This window comes from Mobilisporobacter senegalensis (genome assembly GCF_003752155.1).
GTDB lineage: Bacteria > Bacillota > Clostridia > Lachnospirales > Lachnospiraceae > Mobilisporobacter > Mobilisporobacter senegalensis.
In genome coordinates this window covers 394,123-416,291 of record NZ_RJVG01000002.1, presented here as the reverse complement: position 1 = coordinate 416,291, position 22,169 = coordinate 394,123, and the positions used below count along the sequence as shown (strand labels likewise).

General features: G+C 37.3%; 21 protein-coding genes. All 21 read right to left on the bottom strand.

Annotated elements, in window-relative coordinates; all coding sequences use genetic code 11:
- Entirely contained in the window at positions 1-639 is a 639-nt protein-coding gene (gmk, locus tag EDD66_RS04675; protein WP_123608395.1) for a guanylate kinase, read from the bottom strand.
- Entirely contained in the window at positions 636-908 is a 273-nt protein-coding gene (locus EDD66_RS04670; protein ID WP_123608394.1) for a DUF370 domain-containing protein, read from the bottom strand. Before EDD66_RS04670 ends, gmk begins: the two co-directional genes overlap by 4 nt.
- Positions 909-943: 35 nt before the next feature.
- Positions 944-1,822, bottom strand: coding sequence for a YicC/YloC family endoribonuclease (locus tag EDD66_RS04665; protein ID WP_123608393.1), 879 nt, complete (start codon positions 1,820-1,822; stop codon positions 944-946).
- 124 nt (positions 1,823-1,946) lie between these two features.
- Complete coding sequence (locus EDD66_RS04660) at positions 1,947-2,870, bottom strand: magnesium transporter CorA family protein (RefSeq protein WP_123608392.1); 924 nt, start codon at positions 2,868-2,870, stop codon at positions 1,947-1,949.
- 24 nt (positions 2,871-2,894) lie between these two features.
- Complete coding sequence (locus tag EDD66_RS04655; protein WP_123608391.1) at positions 2,895-3,701, bottom strand: histidinol-phosphatase HisJ family protein; 807 nt, start codon at positions 3,699-3,701, stop codon at positions 2,895-2,897.
- Between the two features lie 26 nt (positions 3,702-3,727).
- Positions 3,728-5,479, bottom strand: a complete 1,752-nt coding sequence (locus tag EDD66_RS04650) for an Rqc2 family fibronectin-binding protein (RefSeq protein ID WP_123608390.1) — start codon at positions 5,477-5,479, stop codon at positions 3,728-3,730.
- Positions 5,480-5,698: 219 nt separating this feature from the next.
- Positions 5,699-6,790, bottom strand: a complete 1,092-nt coding sequence (gene mnmA / locus EDD66_RS04645; protein WP_123608389.1) for a tRNA 2-thiouridine(34) synthase MnmA — start codon at positions 6,788-6,790, stop codon at positions 5,699-5,701.
- Between the two features lie 2 nt (positions 6,791-6,792).
- Entirely contained in the window at positions 6,793-7,236 is a 444-nt protein-coding gene (gene nifU / locus EDD66_RS04640; protein WP_123608388.1) for a Fe-S cluster assembly scaffold protein NifU, read from the bottom strand.
- 129 nt (positions 7,237-7,365) lie between these two features.
- Positions 7,366-8,547, bottom strand: coding sequence for a cysteine desulfurase NifS (nifS, locus tag EDD66_RS04635; protein WP_123608387.1), 1,182 nt, complete (start codon positions 8,545-8,547; stop codon positions 7,366-7,368).
- Positions 8,548-8,597: 50 nt separating this feature from the next.
- Positions 8,598-9,074, bottom strand: coding sequence for an RrF2 family transcriptional regulator (locus tag EDD66_RS04630; protein ID WP_123608386.1), 477 nt, complete (start codon positions 9,072-9,074; stop codon positions 8,598-8,600).
- Positions 9,075-9,303: 229 nt separating this feature from the next.
- Positions 9,304-11,310, bottom strand: a complete 2,007-nt coding sequence (locus tag EDD66_RS04625) for a methyl-accepting chemotaxis protein (protein WP_170164255.1) — start codon at positions 11,308-11,310, stop codon at positions 9,304-9,306.
- 20 nt (positions 11,311-11,330) lie between these two features.
- Complete coding sequence (locus tag EDD66_RS04620) at positions 11,331-12,335, bottom strand: LacI family DNA-binding transcriptional regulator (protein ID WP_123608384.1); 1,005 nt, start codon at positions 12,333-12,335, stop codon at positions 11,331-11,333.
- Positions 12,336-12,528: 193 nt separating this feature from the next.
- Positions 12,529-13,419, bottom strand: a complete 891-nt coding sequence (locus tag EDD66_RS04615) for a ribokinase (protein ID WP_123608383.1) — start codon at positions 13,417-13,419, stop codon at positions 12,529-12,531.
- A 185-nt stretch (positions 13,420-13,604) separates the two neighbouring features.
- Positions 13,605-14,006, bottom strand: coding sequence for a D-ribose pyranase (gene rbsD, locus EDD66_RS04610; RefSeq protein ID WP_123608382.1), 402 nt, complete (start codon positions 14,004-14,006; stop codon positions 13,605-13,607).
- Between the two features lie 253 nt (positions 14,007-14,259).
- Positions 14,260-15,306 (bottom strand): ABC transporter permease, encoded by a 1,047-nt coding sequence (locus EDD66_RS04605; RefSeq protein ID WP_123608381.1) that lies wholly within the window; start codon positions 15,304-15,306, stop codon positions 14,260-14,262.
- Between the two features lie 25 nt (positions 15,307-15,331).
- Positions 15,332-16,876, bottom strand: coding sequence for a sugar ABC transporter ATP-binding protein (locus EDD66_RS04600; protein WP_123608380.1), 1,545 nt, complete (start codon positions 16,874-16,876; stop codon positions 15,332-15,334).
- A gap of 17 nt (positions 16,877-16,893) precedes the next feature.
- A complete protein-coding gene (locus tag EDD66_RS04595) occupies positions 16,894-17,535 on the bottom strand; it encodes a DUF2291 domain-containing protein (protein WP_123608379.1) in 642 nt (213 codons plus the stop codon).
- Positions 17,536-17,751: 216 nt separating this feature from the next.
- Positions 17,752-18,807 (bottom strand): D-ribose ABC transporter substrate-binding protein, encoded by a 1,056-nt coding sequence (locus tag EDD66_RS04590; RefSeq protein WP_123608378.1) that lies wholly within the window; start codon positions 18,805-18,807, stop codon positions 17,752-17,754.
- Positions 18,808-18,893: 86 nt separating this feature from the next.
- Positions 18,894-20,387: a glycerol kinase GlpK gene (glpK, locus tag EDD66_RS04585; protein WP_207667753.1), complete on the bottom strand. Its 1,494-nt coding sequence runs from the start codon at positions 20,385-20,387 to the stop codon at positions 18,894-18,896.
- Positions 20,377-21,318, bottom strand: a complete 942-nt coding sequence (locus EDD66_RS04580) for a transketolase family protein (RefSeq protein WP_123608376.1) — start codon at positions 21,316-21,318, stop codon at positions 20,377-20,379. The genes glpK and EDD66_RS04580 overlap by 11 nt, the downstream gene beginning before the upstream one ends.
- Positions 21,311-22,168, bottom strand: a complete 858-nt coding sequence (locus tag EDD66_RS04575) for a transketolase (protein WP_279232879.1) — start codon at positions 22,166-22,168, stop codon at positions 21,311-21,313. Before EDD66_RS04575 ends, EDD66_RS04580 begins: the two co-directional genes overlap by 8 nt.
- Position 22,169 lies beyond the last annotated feature (1 nt).

Genomic DNA, 22,169 nt, shown 5'->3' with positions numbered 1-22,169 from the left:
TTATATATCTCCTTCCTTAAAAGCCTTAAGCTCATCTTTCATCTTAATAATAAAATTATAGTTATTTGAAGCTTTATAATGTTCATTCTGAATTATATTATGCACTGTTTCCACACATTCCTCAAGTTTATCTGTTTCATTCAGAACAATATAATCATATTCTTCCATATGAATCACTTCATCTGCTGCTCTTTGTAATCTTTGTTTGATCTTATCAATACTCTCAGTACCTCTTCTGATCAACCTTGATTTTAACTCTTCACCAGTTGGTGGTGTAATAAATATTAACAACGCATCGGGAAATTGGTTTTTTACTTTTAGCGCTCCTTGAATTTCTATCTCAAGAATCACATCTTTCCCAGCATTTAATTGGTTTTCAACGTACTTTTTTGGGGTTCCATAGTAATTACCCACATATTCTGCCCATTCAATCAATTCGCTATTATTAATCATACCTTGAAATTCTTCTCTTGTCAAAAAGAAATATTCTCTACCATGCTCTTCTCCTGTTCTTGGAGCTCTTGTAGTAGCCGATATTGATAATTCATAATTATATTTCTTTAGGAGGGCTTTCATAACGCACCCTTTACCCGCACCAGAAAAACCTGATACTACTGTCAAAACGCCTTGTTTATTCATTCTTCTTCACCTTTTGTGGTTGATGCTGTATCTATGCCATTTGCCCTGCTTGCAATTGTTTCCGGAAGTAATGCAGACAGCACCAAATGACCACTTTCTGTGACAATAACAGACCTTGTTCTTCTGCCACATGTAGCATCAATAGCCATGCCACTATCCTTTGCATTCTGAACCATTCTCTTTACTGGTGCCGCCTCAGGACTTATAATGCTTATAATTTTATTCGTATTTACTATATTACCAAAACCTATATTAATCAGACGATTCAAGTAAATTCCTCATTTCAATTATGATGATGAACAGCTTATTCAATATTTTGAATTTGTTCTCTGATCTTTTCAATCTCTGTTTTCAGACTAATTGCTTTATTCGTTATTTCAATATCATTTGCTTTTGATAAAATTGTATTTGCTTCACGATTCATCTCTTGTGCAATGAAATCCAGTTTTCTTCCGACACTTTCATCTTCCATTAAAGTATCCTTCATATTTGAGATATGGCTTCTAAGTCTTACTGTTTCTTCATCTACACATATTTTATCAGCGTAAATAGTAAGTTCTGTTGCAAGTATTCCTTCATCGATTTTTGTGTCACCAAGAAGTTCCTGAACTTTTGCAAGCAGTTTCCCTCTATATTCTTCCAAAATCTCCGGAGATCTTTCTTCAATAAATGCTACATATTCAAGCATACCATCTAATTTTCCAAGAAGATCTTCCTTTAAATTCTGACCTTCTGCAATTCTGGCATCCACAAATTTCTCAGCTGCCTCCCGTATTACCTGTTCTATAAAAGCCCACAACTGTTCCTCATCAATTGCTTGTTCTTCCAGGGTAAAAACATCCGGATATCTTGATAAATTGGAAGTTGTTATATCATTCACGAGATCAAATTCGCTGCTAAGTCGTTTTAAATTATTTAGATATTCTCTTGCCAGATCTTCATTGAACTTTACACATACGGTATTTTCTGTATAATCTTCATAATTGATAAATACATCAACCTTGCCTCGTCCGATATATTGTTTTAAAAGATTTCTGATCCCAGCTTCAAAGAAACTTAATTTCTTAGGCATCTTAATGGAAATATCACAAAATCTATGATTAACTGCTTTCATTTCAACAATTATCTTACGTTCTTTTGTTGCTACTTCGCTCCTGCCAAATCCTGTCATGCTTTTTAGCATCTACTCACACTCTTTTCTGTCACTGGGCTTATATAGCACCCAAAAATATGCAATATGTATCAAAACATACACTTTAGTCATTATAATAGATATAATATTGCAAGTCAATATCAGGGAACTATTTTCAAAACCATTTTTTCTTCTTAAAAATAGCAATTGTAACAATTACTATAAAGATGCTGCACAGTATAACAATGGGATAGCTATAAGTATATTTAAACTCCGGCATATTCAGATTCATGCCATACCATCCGGCAATCAGGGTAAGTGGATAAAAAATTGCTGTTATTACTGTAAATACTTTCATGATTTTATTCAGATTAATATCTACTTCTGCCTGATAAGCCTCACGGATCTGAGTGATATATTCATTTAAAAATAAAATGCTGCCATGTAATCTTCCAAGTTTTCCTGCCAGTATTTTTAGCAAACGAATGGATTGTTTATCTAATAAATTATTTTCATTTACTAATATTAAATTAAACAGATTAATCATTTGTTCGTAATAGCGCTTTAGTGTAAATAACCTTTTACGGAATTGTACAATGCTGTTCACATAGTCCTTTGATTCTTTATTGATGATAACTTCATCTTCCAGTTCCATAATTTCATTCTCATATCCATCAATATACTGGTTGTCTTTTTCAAATAATTTATCTAAGAAATCATATAATAATCTTCCAAAACTAACATCTATATTATTGTCTTCCGTAATTTCACTAATGATGTTCTTTACCAGCATATCTTCATTGCATACAATAAGGAAGCGGTTTTTCCCTATAAACATATGCATGGTCTGAGCATCATCATAGATATTATCAAAGTCCATAATAGGAATACATAGGATGTCCAGATCTTCCCGGCTTTCAAAACGAATGGAATGATTGATTAATGTTTTGGTGAGTACTCTGATTGAAATTTGAAAAGATTTTGCATATTTGGAAGCATCCTCATAAGAACATAGACCGATATAATTCTTATCTTCCATATTTTCTATCTTCTTACCTTCTAATGGTCTGATGTTACCATTTTCCATTAAATAAATCATATGATTCCTTCTTTCAGTCTTTTGCTAAAATTTTATCAATTTAGGATTTCTATGTTCAAAGATGGTATAGTATTCAAATCCAAGAGATACTAATATATCACTTATCTTCCTGAAATCATAGGCTAAATGTTCTGGTTTATGAGCATCGGACCCAATCGTAATATATTTCCCACCCAGTTCTTTGTAGCGTTTAATAATATCCCTGTGGGGATGAGACTGCTCTAATCCATATTTATAACCGGACGTGTTTACCTCCAGGGCTTTTTTCTTATGGATGATTGCCAGTAAGATCTTATCCAGTATATCGGCATATTTCTTATAAGAATAATTCTGATTCTTACAAGGACCATATCTTACGATATAATCAATATGTCCATAGGTATCAAAATCATCATAAGCATCCATATTATCAAGAATCGTCTGAAAATATCCTCGATACCCTTCTTCTTCCTCTTTCTCTTCCCAATATTCTCTATAATACGGATCCAGATCATCTACTATATGAGAAGAACCGATAACAAAATCAAAAGAATATTTACTTACTAATTCCTGATACCAGCCGGCTAATTTAGGTACAAGCCCCAATTCAATCCCTTTATAAATCTTAATACGGTCTTTATAATACTCTGACATTTCTTCTATCTGATGAAAATATTCCTTCACATCAAATGTAAAATTCATATGATATTGTTCCGGATATAAATGATCCATATGGTCCGTGATACATATCTGGGTAAGCCCAATATCAATTGCTCTTTCAATCATATCTTTCATTGGGGTATCAGAATCTCCTGAAAAATCAGTATGAACATGAAAATCTGCACAAATCATTTTATCTCCTTTCATCACCATCACAATTAATCTTTTACCTGAACGATCCCTGTGATATCCGGAGTTATCATTAGTGAATAGTTGGTATAATACACAACAAACCCAGGTTTCCCCCCACTTGGTTTTTTTACATTCTTTTTCTGGGTATAGTCTATTTCTACTTTATCTGTTCCACGTGCTTTGGAATAAAATCCTGCCAGTTTTCCTGCTTCCTCAAATGTTGTATCAGGAAGTTCCTCTCCATTGGTTTTCACAATAACGTGAGAGCCTGCCATACCTTTGGCATGAAACCACCAGTCATTTCCCGTAGCAATTTTAAAAGTGAGCTCTTCATTCTGATAATTATTCTTACCTACATACATATGATATCCATCCGATGATATATAATGAAATGGCTTGCTTAAAACTTTCTGTTTCTTATTTCCTTTTCCAGCCACAAATTTACGCTTTAAATAACCATATTCCATTAATTCTTCTTTTAATTGAATCAAATCCTCTTCCTGCAACGCAATATCCAGGGAATTACTGATAGATTCAAGATGGGATAGTTCTTCTTTTGTTTCTTCAATAAATTGTGACAATGCTTCGTAGGTACGCTTTAATTTATTATATTTCTCAAAATATTTCTTGGCATTTTCTCCCGGTGACAAAGTCGGATCCAATGGTATTGTGATTTCTTCATTCGTGTAATAATTAAGTGCCGTTAATGACTTTGCACTTTCTTCCAGATTATAACCATATGCATTGATCAATTCACCATACACTTTATATTTATCACGTTTTTCTGTATCTTTTAACTGTTTTAACTGCAGATCATATTTCTTACGTGCGCGGTCCAACCCATTGGATACAACCCGGCGATAATCAGAAGTCTTCTGACGTATTCTTGTTATAACATTCTTTAATGAATAATAAGTCTCCAGTAATTCTGAGATAGAATCAAATGGCTTCGCCACCAGGTTCCCATAACAGGTCAAAGTTGTACTTGAGAATTCAATAGGCTCATTTCCATCATAAACAATATTAGGCTTGTATTTATTTCCTTTTATATCCTCAATAAGCCGTTCTAAATTTTTATATAGATGTAACATTTCTATATCATTTAGTGCACTGCAGGAACTTTCCGCATCAATAGCAGCCCTATGGCAGACTTCTGTTCCAATTAGTGGACTGATACCTGTCAAAGAAGTATAGATTGCTTTTCCAATGGGCATTGGTTTGCTTATGACTACTTCTTTAAATTGTTCATAACTTAAATCAAAAGGATTTAATTTATCTTGTGTTTGTGGAATAAAATAGTGTCTCCCTGGAAGTACTTCTCTTACGGAACTGACCAGGCCAGAAATATGCTTAATGCTATCCACAATAACTTTATTCTCATCACAGAAGATAATATTACTGTGTTTGCCCATTAACTCAATCATTAAATGCTTCATACAAACATCCCCTAATTCATTAAGATGCTCAATTTCAATATTTATAATTCTCTCCAGTCCAGGCTGAGTAATACTAAGTATTTTAGCACTATTTAAATGTTTCCTAAGAAGCATACAAAAATTCGGTGCAGTTAATGGACTCTGCTTGTTCTCTTCCGTTAAATATATCAGGGGCAGACTTGCTCCTGCCGATAATAAAAGTCTATATTGTTCTTTATTATTTTTAATGGTAAGAATTAATTCATCATCCTCAGGTTGAGCTATTTTATTAATACGTCCATTTACAAGTTTTTCATTTAACTCATACACAACGTTTGCGATTACTAATCCGTCTAATGCCATAATGTCTCCTTACTATAATAAGAATGATCAGATGTTTGCGAACTATTAAGTTTTCTAAATTTATGAAATAATTAATACGAATTCTGACTCTATTTATTATTCTTAATCTTTTGCTGCTAAAAATACAATCAATTATAATTATACTATAATAAGTAATAAGAAAAAAGCACTATCTTACCTGATGCAAAATAATGCTTTAAATATTTTAAATAATATTAATTATTTTGGTGATTTATTCGTAATGGTTCCTCCACCAACTACATAATCTCCATCATAGAATACCACTGCCTGTCCCGGGGTAATAGCCCGTTGTGGTTCTTCAAATATACATTCAATCAAATCTTTATCAATTTTTCGAATAGTACATTTAGCACCTTTATGACTATATCGAATTTTAGCATCTACAATCATCTCATCATCAAGATCGGGTATAGACATAAAGTTTAGATTGTCTGCATATAGTTTTTCATTAAATACCTGATTGGAATCACCAATCACGACTTCATTGGTTTCCGGCCTTATCTCCAGTACAAATACAGGATATCCCAGCGCTAAATTTAACCCTTTTCTTTGACCCACAGTGTAGTGTGTAATACCTTTATGTTGTCCCAGAATTTCTCCATCCGATGTGACAAAATTACCTTCTTCAATAATTGAATCAGTGTTCTCTTCAATGAATCTGGCATAATTATTATCTGGGATAAAACAGATTTCCTGACTGTCGGGTTTATTTGCAACTTTCAGATTAATTTCTTCTGCTATTTTACGAATCTGGTCCTTGGTGTATTCCCCTACCGGCATTAGAGTATGCTCTAATTGAAACTGGGTCAGATTATATAAGGCATAGGTCTGATCCTTTGCAGCGGTTGCTGATTTCATGAGGGTAAATCTTCCATTATCCAGCTTTACGACTCTTGCATAATGGCCAGTTGCAATATAATCTGCACCAATATCCAGGGATCTTTTAAGAAGGGATTCCCATTTTACATAGCGATTACATGCAATACATGGATTGGGAGTTCTACCTGCAAGATATTCCTGTACAAAATAATCCATCACATTATCTTTGAATTCATTCTTAAAATTCATTACATAATAAGGAATCTCAAGATCACTGGCCACCCTCCTGGCATCATCAACGGCACTTAAACCACAGCAGCCACCATTCGACTCTATGGTGCAAGAATCTTCATCCTGCCAAATCTGCATCGTAACACCAACTACATCATATCCTGCTTTCTTAAGCAAATATGCAGCAACAGATGAATCCACTCCTCCTGACATGCCAATTACCACTTTTTTCTTATCCATGATTAATATTCCTCTTTGGTATCTTCTTCACCATCATGAATATCTGACTTTGGTTTTGTTAAACCTTCGATTTTCATTCCATTCTTTTCTGCATAGTCCCAAAGTGCAGAATGAATTGCTTCTTCTGCAAGTAAAGAACAATGGATTTTAGCTGGTGGCAGGCCATCTAATGCTTCCATAACTGCTTTATTGGTAATCTTTAAAGCTTCTTCTACAGTCTTGCCCATTACTAATTCAGTAGCCATACTGCTGGTAGCCACAGCTGCACCACATCCAAAGGTTTTGAATTTACAGTCTTTAATCACACCACTGTCATCTATATCAAGATACATTCTCATGATATCTCCACATTTTGCGTTACCTACTGTTCCAACCCCGCTGGCATTCTCAATTTCACCTACATTTCTTGGGTTTGAAAAGTGATCCATTACTTTTTCGCTGTACATAATTTTCCTCCTAATTAAAAATCCTGATATTCTGAATTTTTATTTATCAATTTTGCAAACATGCTCTAAGGAACATGCCCTTGTGTGCAAGTATTTTTATTTTCTTAAATTAAGGTTAAAAGATATCTCTCAACCACGTTCTCTCATAAAATCTTCATATAATGGTGACATTGAGCGTAATTTATCTACAATCTCTTTGATTTTCTCAATGACATATTTTATCTCATCTTCTGTAATATCTTCACTCAGTGTTAATCTTAATGAACCATGAGCAATCTCATGAGGTAATCCGATTGCTAATAAAACATGGGATGGATCAAGGGAACCCGAAGTACATGCAGAACCACTTGAGGCACAAATATTTTGCATATCTAACATAATAAGCAAAGATTCCCCTTCTATAAATTGAAAACTAAAATTTACATTATTGGATAATCTTTTGGTTCTATGACCATTTAAACGCACATATGGAACTTCATTCAGAATTCGATTGATTAAAAGTTCTCTTAAGTAAAGCTCTTTCTCTCTTCTTTCATTGATTGTTTTCATAGCCATCTCTACAGCTTTACCAAAACCTACAACACCTGGCACATTCTCCGTTCCGGCTCTACGGCTTCTTTCCTGAGCACCGCCATGGATAAATGATCTGAGTTTAAGGCCTTTTTTAATATATAGGAAACCAATTCCTTTTGGGCCATTTAACTTATGTCCACTGGCACTAAGCATGTCAATATTTAGGTCATTCACATCAATTTCAATATGTGCATAGGCCTGCACCGCATCAGTATGGAATAACACCCCATGTTTCTTGGCAATTTCTCCAATCTCCTTTATTGGTTGGATTGTACCAATTTCATTATTGGCAAACATAACAGAAATGAGAATTGTATTTGGACGGATTGCTGCCTGAAGTTCATCTAGTTTTATTACGCCATTCTCATCAACATTGACATAAGTGACTTCACAGCCATGTTGTTCCAAATATTCGCAGGTATGAAGAATTGCATGATGTTCTATCTTAGAAGTAATAATATGATTTCCTTTATTCTTATAGGCTTCTACTGTTGCAATCAATGCCCAGTTATCTGATTCGGTTCCACCTGCAGTAAAATAAATCTCCTCAGTCTTTGCATTTAATGAATTTGCAATCACTTCTCTTGCTTTATCAACAACTGTTTTGTTCTGAGAAGCAAATTCATAGATACTGGATGGATTTCCAAATTTTTCAGTAAAATATGGCAGCATGGCTTCAACTACCTCTGGTCTTGTAGGTGTTGTTGCAGCATTATCTAGATATATCTTTCTCTCCATTATGTCATCTCCTATTATTATACATTCATTACCTGAATCCAATTCACAACTCATTGATGACAGGTATGTTTATCTCTCTCTTTGAGATCTTTTAACTGACTTTCCCGCACTTGCAGGCTTTCTTCCACAAGCTCAGAAAGCATAATTTCATCAACTACATTATTGATGCTGTCACTGATTCGTTTCCACACATACTTGGTAACACACATCTCAGAACCACTGCAAGTAGATTCTCCCCCAGTAACCTCTGCGCAATCTACCGGATTTAAGTCGCCTTCTAACGCTCTAAGGATATCTCCTACAGAAATCTGCTCTGGTTTCTTTGCAAGAGTATAACCACCCTGGGCTCCCCTTGTACTATTTACAATTCCAGCTTTTTTAAGTTTTGCGATTAATTGTTCAAGATAGCTTATGGAAATATCCTGTCTTATGGCAATGCTGCTTAAAGCAACTGCTTCTGTCTCACAATTCACTGCAATATCAATAACTGCTTTCAATCCATATCTGCCCTTTGTAGAAAGTTTCATTAAATCACCTCTTTACCCTACTATTTTAATTCCGAGTGTTTTAGTTGGTATTATGAATAATATTATCATTAAGATATTATATTGTCAATATTTTAAATTGTTCTTTTTCACGTAATAGACAGGCTTTATGAAGCTATATGTCCACTAAATATTTGGCACTGTTCCTGTATTATTATAGTACATGAAAAGGAGCTGTTCCATCACAGCTCCCTGTTTGTTTTCTATTACTTTAATAAATTTTGAATTTTCCTATTTCAAATTGGAGGTTTTCTGCCAATATGGCTAATGAATCACTTGCACCGGCAATCTCATCTAAAGATGCTGTCTGCTCTTCTACCGTAGCAGAAACCTCCTGGGTTCCTGCCGCATTTTCTTCTGAAATAGCCGAAAGATTCTCGATTGTTGAAATCATCTCTTCCTTCTTTCCTTCCATAACAAAACTTGCATCATTAAGGTTTTTGATAATATTTTGTATTTCATCGATTGCATTACTAATACCTTCAAATTTCTCCATAGTATTATTTACGCTGACTGTTTGGGATTCCATAATGACCCCCACTTCTTCAATCGCTTTTACTGAAGATCCTGTTTTTTCAGTAAGTTCCTGTATCACAAGATCAATTTCACTGGTAAATTGATTTGACTGCTCTGCAAGTTTTCTGATCTCATCCGCCACAACAGCAAATCCTTTTCCTGCATTCCCTGCTCTGGCCGCTTCAATGGCTGCATTAAGAGAAAGCAGATTCGTCTGTTCCGCTATACTCTTGATCATGTTACTGGCCGCTTCAATTCGTCCTGCACTTTGATTTGCCTCAATGATTACATTGCGGATTTCTCTTGATGCGTTACCGGATGTTTCATTTTTTCTGCTTAAATCCTTTACTACTTTTAATCCTTTGTTCTTAAGCTCATCTACCCCATCGATTGATATATTTAATTTATCAATATACGTTTTTATGATTTCAATCTCACCACTTAAGATCTGAATATTATTCGTTCCTGATTCCGTCTCTTTTGCCTGCTCCATAGCACTCTGGGATATTTCTTCAATCGTCCTTGCCACCTCATTGGCAGCGATTACAGACTGTTTCGTTGTGGAAGTTAATTCCACAGAAGCCGCTGCAAGCTCTTTTGCATCTTCTGCAACAATTTTTACAAGGTTTCCAATATTTTCTTTCATCGTGGTAAGGGCTTTTCCCATTTTACCGATCTCATCTTTTCTCTTCATTATTTTATGGTTCTTCTTATCTGCCTCATATATAAATTCATACCTGGACATTCTTTCAATAGAAGAGAGGAGAACTATAATAGGTCTGGATATAAACATCCCCGCTCCGCTTCCTGCAATGATACCCAGCAAAAGCAGTAATGCTGTAGCCATTACTATATAATTTTGAAGAGAATTCATTGTGGATAAAATATCACTTTCATAATTGCCAATGCCGAGTATCAGTGATGTATCCGGTATTGGTACCATGGCGGTAATCCGTTCTTCATTATTATATGTATAATTTAAAATTCCACTCTGGCCTTTCCCTAATTCCTTTAAAGCAAGTCCAAAGTTTTTTAATTCTCCATCTGATTCAATCTGCTGAAACACATTGACCTGATTCAGAACTAATTCCTGGTCCGGATGGGCCACTATGGTTCCTTCTTCATTTATAATAAAAGCATAGCCTGTTTCACCAATACCCATCTGATCTGTAATATCGTTTAAGTCTGTCACCGGGGTTCTTCCTGTTAGAACTCCTACAACTTCGCCAAATGCTTCAATAGGGGACGCATACATGATTACAGGAGTATTAGTGACCCTGCTTATGATTACATCCGATACATTTGCTTCTCCTTCAAGTGCCTTTTTAACATAATCCCTGTCACCTAACTGCAGGGTGTCACCAGTTTTAATATACCGGGCTGTACCATCCGGCAAAACTACAGCCATATCTTCGAAACCTAGCCTGTCAACCTGCAATGCAAGAGACTGCCTTTGAGTCATCCATTTCATATCACCCATTGATTCTCTTTTTGAGACTTCATATAGCACTTGCAGACGCATCTTAAAAATATTACTTACACGTTTTCCTCCTTCATCAGCAAGTTCCATCATGCTCTCTTTCTCACTTTTTATAAAGGCACTTCTGCTATAAGTAATAGCCAGTGACCCTATTCCCAGAGAAACAATGATTATAATAATTCCTACTATACCACCAATCCTTTTTGATAAATTTATATTCATATTCATCCCTCTTTTGTTGTTTACGTGGATAGATCTTTTACACTATCTCTTTCTATAAACTCAGTACAAACCTGTGTCTTTGTCTTAATACCAGTTTCATTTCTGATCACGTCAAGAAGTCTTCGAACTGCCAGCTGTCCCATCTCCTGTTTGAACACCTTAATTGTAGATAATCTTGGGGTTGATATCTCACAGGATGCCAGATCATCAAATCCAATGAGAGATACATCCTCCGGAACACGATATCCTTTTTCAATAAGGGCTTTCATGGCGCCCAATGCAATCATATCATTATCTGCAAAAAATGCAGTAGGCAGCAACGGCTTATTCTCCAGATATTCAATCATATCCCGATAAGCACCATCCATTGTTGTCCCCAGTGTTACAATATATTGTTCCCTGAGTCTGATATTATTTTTTTGCAAAGCTCTTATATATCCATTGTATCTTGCACTAAAAGCTTTGATCCTGAATCTTCCCCTTAAATATCCAATTTCTTTGTGTCCCTTGCTAATTAAATATTGAACCGCATTTTTGGCAGAATCTGAATTATTGATCAGTACTCCGTTGAAATCCATTGAGGAACTCCAGCTGTCCAGAATCACAATTGGGCATTTTGCATCCTTAAATCTTTCAAAATCTTCATCCTGTGCTTCTGTTCCTAACATAATAACGGCAGTCGATCTGTCATTTAAGATTTCTTCCAATCTTGTTTCATAAGAATCACTGCGTCTATCTAAATTGCATATTGTCATTTCATAACCAGATTCCCTGCATTCCGATTCCACACCTTCCAGTAAATTAGTGAAGAATGGAGAATTATCAATAATAGAACCATTTCTCTTATAAATAACTAACATAATTCTTAATATCTTAGATTCATTTACGTAACCGATTTCATTGGCAACCTTAAAAATCTCTTCCGCAGTTTCTTTATTCACACCTTTTTTATGGTTTAAAGCATTGGAGATCGTAGCAGGTGAAAAACCCGTGATATCACTTATTTTTCTAATACTTGGCTTCAAAGCAGTTCCTCCTTGTATCAATATTTTTCGTACTTTATCCCCAAAAAGGGACCTAATATCTCTTGAAAAATATTAACATATCATTCCTTAATTTACAATTTATTTATAAGCCAGCCTAAACCATAAAAATCTTTATATTTACATATTTCTTGTTAATGTTAAAAGGAATTACTAATATTTTTATCTTCCTTTCTTAATAATCGAATTGATATTCTTCTACTTCTTTCCTATATGGAATGGATACCGTGGCTCCTGGTCTTGATACTGCGATTGCAGACGCTTTGGAAGAGAGTTTCAGTGCCTCTTCAACAGGCAGATCATTTAGAAGAGAATTTAAGAAATATCCGGTAAAGGTATCTCCCGCCGCTGTTGTATCCACTGCTCTCACCCGGTATATTCCATGAGAACATTCCTTTTCTTTATCCCGGTAGACGACTCCTTTTGATCCAAGGGTAAGGACAATCCTTGCCTTAGGATATTGCTCTATCATGGCATCCAGAATTTCCTGCTCATTGGATAAGCCGGTTATCTGCTCTCCTTCAATTTCATTGAGTAAGAACAAAGTAATTTTGGATAGATCACATTCTCTCACTGCCTCATCAAAAGGAGATGGATTCAACGCTATGTTCATTCCTTTTTCATAAGCCCTGTCAATAATATAACTAAGCAGGTTCACTTCATTCTGAAGCAATATCCAGTCTCCCGGATCAAAAGAATCTAATACCTCATCCACATATTGGGAAGTTAAGAATCTATTGCTTCCACCATAGAGAAGAATGCAGTTCTGTCCCTCATTATCCACCTGAATGATTGTATGACCGCTTCTTCCCTGGATTTTTTTAATGTGGCTCACTTCTATCTGATTCTTCTTACAGGTATCTAACAGAAGTTCTCCATCCTCACCGATGAATCCTGCATGATAAACAGATGCACCTGCCCTTGCTAACGCAACTGACTGGTTTAGTCCCTTTCCGCCGCAAAAGGTCTCCATTTTAAGAGAGGAAGCAGTCTCTCCCGGCTTCACAATATGTTTTACAGAATAGACGTAATCATAGTTCAATGATCCAATGTTTAATATCTTCATCATTTTTCCTCCCTTTACCACCTTATTATTAGGCATTTGCGAAACTATTAAGTTTTCTAAATTTATGAAGCAATGAATACAAATTCCTCCGCTCCAACGCTCCTTCCGCTTAGCTTCCGCTCCGGAATTGTATTAATTGTTTCACAAATAAATATAATTTTAGAGTTTCGCAATTACCTGCCTTATTATATAGGAAATGATACCCCTGCCCGTAGAATAATATTAGGAAATGGTGTGAATTCTCCCGTACGGATTGCGAATTTTACATTCTTTGTTGCCTCTTTAAACTCCAAATGAGGTATCATTTCATATTCCACTTCCGGTAATGACTCCTGAATGAACTCCAGTAATCTTTCATTTTTTGTTACAATTTCTTGGGCAAGGCAATAGTATTCTGTTTCTGTCTCGTTAAGAACAGCAGTCAATACCTGTTCAAAGCTTGGTACTCCTCCACACAAGGCGAGATCAACAATAGGTATTCCTGCAGGAATGGGAAGTCCCGCATCTCCGATCACAAAAGTATCTCCATGACCCAGTGCAGCAATATATCCGGCTAATTGAGCATTTAATATCCCACGTTTTTTCATCCTTTTTCTCCTCTCAAAATATATGATCAGCTGATTTTGAAACTCTATTCTGTGTTTATGATTGTTCCAACGTGTTCTTTGTCTGTCGTTACTGTTTGATGAAATTGTTTGTACGTTACATACACTGAAATGCGAAACTTCAGTGTATGGATAAGTCAAACAATTTCATCAAACTGTAGTAGACAGCCTAAGAATACGGGAACATCAATAAACCCCAGAAAAGAGTTTCTCAATTACCTAATTATCTGGATAATTATGAATTTTCGTTACGGGACTGTAACGCCATCTTAGCCTGTAAATTACGTTGGAACTGGTCAATTACTACTGCAAATACGATTACCAGACCTTTAATCACCATCTGCCAGAATTCAGATACTCCGCACATTACCAGACCATCATTGATCACACCGATTACAAAGGCACCTATAATCGTTCCTCCAATGGTTCCCACGCCCCCTGACATGGAGGTTCCTCCAAGTACGGTTGCGGCAATTGCATTCATCTCCCAGGATTCGCCGGAAGCAGGATGGGCAGCCACTAATTGGGAAGCAGTGATGATTCCTACGATTGCGGCACAGATTCCGGAGAACATATATACTAATATTTTAACTTTATTTACTTTTACACCGGATAATTTAGCGGCCTTTTCATTCCCGCCAATGGCAAGGATATGCCATCCAAATGAAGTCTTCTTTAAAAGAATTGCTGCAATTACTGCAATAATCAGCAGTATGATTGCACCTACGGGAATTCCCCCAATATTTCTTCCAAAAAATTCAAACCCGGTATTACCAAGTCCTTCTTTACCTGTAAGGTTAGAAAAAGTTGCCCCGTTGGATCGAAGCATCGCAAAACCTCTTGCCACATACATCATACCCAGAGTAGCAATAAAAGGTGCTACATTAAATTTTGTGATTACCAGACCATTAAGAATACCAATGAGGGCACCACAGATCATAGTAATGATTACAATTGCAGGCACACTGAAATACACCGTGACCCCAAACATTTTCAGGGTAAGGCCTTCATTGATCAATCCACCGGCGATCATACCGCCCAAGCCGACGATTGCACCTACGGAAAGATCAATACCTCCGGTAATAATAACATAAGTCATCCCGATTCCAAGAATACCATATAAAGCTACATGCTTAGCGATGAGCAATAAACTGCTTGTAGTTAAAAAAGTCGGAGTTGCTATACTAAAGAATACTACCAAAATACCTAATACGATTAATGTTCTTCCTTTTAAGAGAGTCATTATGATAGCACTATTATTTTTTTGCTTTGAATTATTCATACAATCTGTCTCCTTTTCTTTCTCATCAATGTCCATGATGACCTTTATAAGAGGCTAAAACTAAATGCTCTTCTTTTATCTCATCACCGGTCAATTCACCTGTTTTGATTCCATTGGACAGGACCATGATCCGGTCTGCAATTGCTATGATTTCCTTTAACTCTGATGAAATAACGATAATAGATAGACCTCTTTCCGCATATTGGTTTATAATATCAAATACCTCTGTCTTTGCTCCAATATCGATTCCTCTGCTTGGCTCATCAAGAAGCAGTATTCTAGGGTTTGTGAGAATCCCTTTCCCGATGACTACTTTCTGCTGGTTTCCACCTGACAGAGAAAGAATCGGCAGGTTCTTATTTGCCACTTTTATATGTATATCTTTAATCTCCTCATCGATTGCCTGATTTTCTTTTTTAGAATCAAGGAATAACCTTTTCCCATAATTCTTCAGACTTGACAAAGATATATTCTTGGCAATATTCATCGTCTGGACGATTCCCTCCTGCTGTCTATCCTCAGGTACAATGGCAAATCCTTTATCAATCTGTTCTGATATGCTCTTTACCGATAAAGTCTCACCTTCCAGCATAATTGTTCCCGTATGTTCCGGACGAAGTCCCATAATACATTCAAAGATCTCTGTTCTTCCGGCACCCATAAGACCATAGATTCCCAGTATCTCGCCTTTTTTCAATTCAAAGCTCACGTTGTCAAGCAAAAATCCGCCCCCGCTCTTTGGCAGGGATAGATTATTAACCTGAAGAACTGTCTCACATTTATCCCAGTCAATATTTCTTTCTCTCCTTGGGTATGATTTACCTTCTCCAACCATTTTCTGAACGATCCAGGGTACATCTATATCCTTTACATCAGCTTCTGCCACATATCTGCCGTCTCTTAGAATCGTAACATGGTCACCAATTTTCATAATTTCTTCTAATCTGTGAGAAATATAAACAATGGAGATTCCCGAGGCAGTCAATTCTCTCATTAATTTAAATAAAACCTCTACTTCCTGCTGGCTAAGGGAAGAAGTCGGCTCATCCATGATCAGTATTTTAAGATCATCCTGAATCAGATTTCTGGCAATTTCAATCATCTGCTGCTGACCTACTCTTAAATCCCCGATCAAGGTACCAGTATCCAATGGAAATTCCAATTTTTCCAGGATTTTATTGGTCAGATCAATATGGGTCTTATTATCCAGGGTCACCTTTCCTTTTGTCTTCTCTCTTGCCATAAAGATATTCTGGTACACATTAAGATTTGGAAATAAACTTAATTCCTGATGTATAATGCCTATTCCATGTTTTCTTGCTTCCGTTGTATCTCTTAGAAAAACTTCCTTCCCATCCATTGAAATAGTTCCGGAGGAAGGCTGTTCAATCCCGGCTATGATCTTCATCAAAGTAGATTTACCTGCACCATTTTCTCCAATTAGCACATTTACTTTGCCTTTTAACACATCGAAGGATACGTTATCCAGTGCTTTTGTTCCAGGGTAAATCTTATCAATGCATTCTGCATGCAGACAGACCTCTTTGTTTTCTTTTTCTTTATCAGTCATTGTCAATGCCCCCTCTTTTATTTGACAGTCAAAGTAACCGGAGTAATTAGTAACAGATCATCTTTATCCGCTGTGAAACACCCTGTAAATTCAATATGTTTTCCTTCCAAAGTGGTTAGATCCATCTGCTCGATAATTGATGTTTTGATAATATCGTGAATACTTTGTGAAACTGCCGCATAGTCAACCTGATTCTTATAATCTTCAAATTTGATGATATCTAAAGAATCCCTTACTGCCGAGCCTTTAAATACCGGTCCGATCTGCAGGCGGATTACCGCTTCCCCTGTGTAGCTGTCTAATGTCACTTCCACATACCCTGCTTTTTTCTCTGTATTTACCTCTTTCACGGTCCCGGCTCCTTTTACCGTATAGTTCAGTTCACCGGAACTTCCCATGGAATATTTGCCATATTGGTCCGCAAGTGATTTTAAATCTCCATTGGATTCTGCTAAAAAAGCTGATAAGTCCACCGCTTTTTCCGTTAATTCCGATAAAGCAACCGAATCCCATATTTCTGCAACATTATCACCGGCATTAAATTCAACTTCTCCGGTTAATTTTCCTTCTTCTCCAATCTTTACGATTTTCATACAGCCTGTCATAACTGACATTGACAGGATGACTGCCATGGATAATAATAATATTCTTTTTCGCATATTTTCCCCATTTCTCCGTTTTATATATTTGATCGTGGATTCTCATAACGGCAAGATGCTCCACAATTAATTGCCGATTTTAATAAATTAATAGGATGTTTATCAGAATTTTCATCAGATAAGGTACGATTCAATATACCTTAACCGTACCTTACCCCAGTATACCCACAAGCTGATATATATACCAATTACTTGTCTAAATTTTATCTACTACGATTATTTATATCTGAATGCTGATAACTGGTCTGCATTCTCTTTTGTAATTACCACACAGTCAACAAGCTGCTTTTCATCCAGCCCTGTTGTACCATTCTTCAAATAATCATCTGCCTGCTGCACCGCCATCTCTGCAATTAATGCAGCCTGTTGAAGAGCTGTTGCAGTAATATTTCCAGCTTTAATTTCATCTCTTACATCATCACTGCCATCTACACCAATAATTGCAATATCTTTTAATCCGGCCGCTTTAATTGCAGCTGCTGCTCCCATAGCCATTGTATCATTACCACAGATGACACCTTTAATATCTGGATTAGACTGGATAATCGTTTCCATCTTTGTATATGCTTCCGCCTGTTCCCAATTGGCTGTCTGAGTGGCTACCAGTTCCATATCCGGATACTGATCGATTACTTCATGGAATGCACTTGATCTGACTCCGGCATTGGTATCTGATTCTTTTCCAAGTAATTCTGCATATTTTCCTGCCTCACCCATGGCTTCAACAAAAACTTCCGCAACTGCCTTTGCACCCTGGTAGTTATTTGCAACGATCTGAGAAATTGCAATTCCTGATTCATTGATCTCTCTGTCAATTAAAAATGTAGGAATATTATTATCCCTTGCCTTTTGCACTGCTGCAACTGTCGCGTCAGAACCTGCGTTATCACAAATGATCGCTGCTGCTTTTTCTGAAATGGCAGTATCAAATAATTCTGCCTGTTTTGTAGGATCGTCATCATGAGATACTGTTTTTACTTCATATCCCAATTCCTGTGCCTTTGCAGCTGCCGCTTCTGCTTCTGTCTTAAAGAAAGGATTGGAATGGGAAGGGGTGATGATATAGATCAGATTCGTTCCCCCTCCGGTCAGTGCAGCTGTTGGTTCTTCTGCTGGAGTTTCTGCTTCTGCATTATCAGTAGTTTCTTCCGTTGACTCAGTTGCTGCAGGTTCTTCTGCCTTGTCTGCTCCTTTACTCCCACAGCCTACAAGCATGGTGCCCATTAATGCTGCTACCATAAAACCTGCCATTAACTTTTTGAATTTTTTCATTACTTCATCCTCCTAATTTATTATATAGTTTTATTGATGGCTATCAGCTGTAACTCTCCTGCTTTTAGAACCGGAGAGAACGGCTGCTACATCCCTGGTCTGCTCAGGGCACATAAGACTGCGTCTTTCCAGCCCTGATAACGGATTTCTCTTATCCTTTTATTCATTACAGGATTAAAACTTTTTCTCTCCATTCTTGCAAACAATTTTTCTTCTTCATAAATTCCTAAGGTGATACCTGCAAGATAAGCTGCTCCAATCCCTGATAATTCTTCAACGTCCGGTACCTGTACTCCAATTCCAAGAAGATCACTTTGAAACTGCATTAAATACTCATTTCTGGTCGGTCCCCCGTCTACTCTTAATTCACGGATTGTAACACCGGATTCTTCACTCATGATCTTTACAATATCTCCAATCTGATAAGCAATGCTCTCTACTGCCGCTTTCACAATTTCTGCTTTTCCCGTTGTTCTTGTCATTCCGCTAATATGTGCTGTTGCATTGCTGTCCCAGTACGGTGCTCCAAGACCTGTAAATCCAGGAACCAGATAAGTTTTATCCTCTTTTTTGGCTGCTTTAGCCAGTTCTTCACTTTCCCTGGCCGATTGGATCAGCCCTACATTTTCTATCAGCCATTTAATGACCGCACCTGTATAATTAATATTGCCTTCTAATACGTAATTCACTTCTCCATTCATACTATAGGCAAGAGAAGTAACAATACCTTTCTGACTGAACACCGGCTCTTTCCCTATATTCATCATAATGGAGGAACCAGTGCCATAAGTTGCCTTTATCATTCCTTTTTTCAGGCAGCCCTGGCCAAAAAGAGCACCATGGGAATCACCAAGTACTCCCCGGATGGGTACTTTATGGTCAAGAAAGCCGGTAAAATCCGTTTCTCCATAAAAACCATTAGAGTCACACACTTCTGGCAGCATTTCTACCGGGATTTCAAATATCTTACATATCTCTTCATCCCATTTCAGCTCAAGAATATTAAACAACTGGGTTCTGGACGCATTGGAGTAATCTGTTTTAAAAGAAACTCCTCCCGTTAGTTTGTATACAAGCCAGCTGTCCATGGTCCCGCAGCATAATTCTCCTTTTTCAGCTTCTTCTCTCGTTCCATCCACATTCTTAAGAATCCAGCTTAATTTTGCCCCGGAAAAGTATGGGGACAGGTGCAGACCGGTACGGCTCTTTATTATATCTTTATGGCCTGCTCTTTCAATCTCATTGCAGATCGCTTCTCCTCTGGCACATTGCCATACAATGGCATTGTATACCGGGTTCCCTGTGTGTCTTTCCCAAACCATGGCAGTTTCTCTCTGGTTGCTGATACCTACTCCAACTATATTGTTTTTGTCAATACCTGCCTGTTTTACCACTTCTCTTACCACATCTAATGTGTTTTCATAGATCTGTATGGGATTATGTTCTACCCAGCCTTGTTCAGAAATAAGCTGGTCATGGGGCAGATCACTTCTGGCAATCAGACCTCCATCCTCGTCAAAAAGCAATGCTTTGGTTCCTGAGGTACTTTGGTCAATTCCTAATATGTATTTATCTGACATCATTTATCAACTCCATTGCTGCTTTTACGATACCTTCTTTATTTAAGCCGTAATAATCAAATACTTCCTTGGAAACACCGGTCACAACCGGAGAATCCGGCAGTGCCAGATTAATGACTTTCTTAGGGGCAGTATTTGCAACTATCTGGCTTACCATGGCACCCAGACCGCCAATATAGGTATGTTCTTCTATTGTAATAATGCCTTTTGTTTCTTTTGCAGCCTTTTCTATTGCCAAACGATCGATTGGTTTCACGCAGTACATATCAAGTACTCGGGCATATACTCCCTGTTTCTCTAATTCAATAGCCGCATTGTTTGCCGCACTTACCAGTTCACCGCACGCTACAATCGTCAGATCATTGCCTTCATGGACAAGGGTCGCCCTATCTAGTTCAAACTCTATATTTTCTTCTTTATATAAATCCTCTACCGGATTGCGTCCCACCCGGATATACGCCGGTTTTTCATCCTCCAGCAAACATTTAAATAACTTTTTTGTCTGTAACCGGTCGCTTGGGATATAGACTCTCATATTGGGAATAGATCCCATAGTCGCAATATCCGTAGAGGAATGGTGAGTCATACCAAGTGCTCCATAGCTGATCCCGCCGCTGATCCCTATTAATTTTACATTGGTATTAGAATAGGCTACATCTACTTTCGCCTGCTCCATACTTCTTGTTGACAGGAAACAGGCAGGAGAAGCTACATAGGGCTTTTTCCCACATTTTGCAAGACCTGCGGCAATGGATACAATGTTTTGTTCTGCAATTCCAGTCTCTATAAATTGATCCGGATGAGCTGTCACAAAGTCTGCTAAAGAAGCAGAACCTCTGGAATCACTGCAAAGGACAACAATATCATTATCCGTATTTGCTTTTTCTACTAATACATCACATATTGCCTGGCGATTTGGTATTTTATTCATATGCTGCGACTCTCCTTTGCTCTAATTCTGCCAATGCCTGTTCATATTCTTCCTGGTTTGGTATCCTGTGATGCCATCCTGCTTTATTTTCCATAAAAGATACACCATAGCCTTTTGTTGTATCTGCAATGATTACGGTAGGCCTGCCCTTGGTTTCTTTTGCCGTCTGAAATGCCTGATCCAGAGAATCCATATCATTCCCTTTTGCATGGATTACATTCCATCCAAAACTGCTCCATCGTTGATCCTGATCATCCTGAGCCATGACTTCTTCTGTCGTACCGGATATTTGCAGACGATTTCTGTCCACCACTGCAGTCAGATTGTCAAGCTTATAATGGCCTGCTGCCATGGCTCCCTCCCATACGGAACCTTCTGCAAGTTCACCATCCCCCATCACAGTATATACCCGGTAAGAGGACTGATCCATTTTACCTGCAAGGGCCATGCCGACAGATACTGACAACCCATGCCCAAGAGAACCTGAATTCATCTCTATCCCATTCACTTTATTGTTTGGATGTCCGATATATTTGGATTGAAACTGGGAATAGGTTTCAAGATCAGTTTTTGGAAAGAATCCTCTTCCCGCAAGGACACTATAAAGTGCTTCCACAGAATGTCCCTTGCTAAGTATAAACCGGTCTCTTTTTGGATCATTCGCCGTCGCTGGTGTTATGTTCATATGTTTATAGTAAAGAGTTACTAAAATGTCCATTACGCTGAAATCTCCGCCCATATGCCCTGTCTTTGCTTTGTATATCATATTAACGACATCTTTTCTCAGTTCAAACGACACTGCCTTTAAATTATCCATTTCTTTCCTCCTTGCTCTTTCTTGATCCTCAATC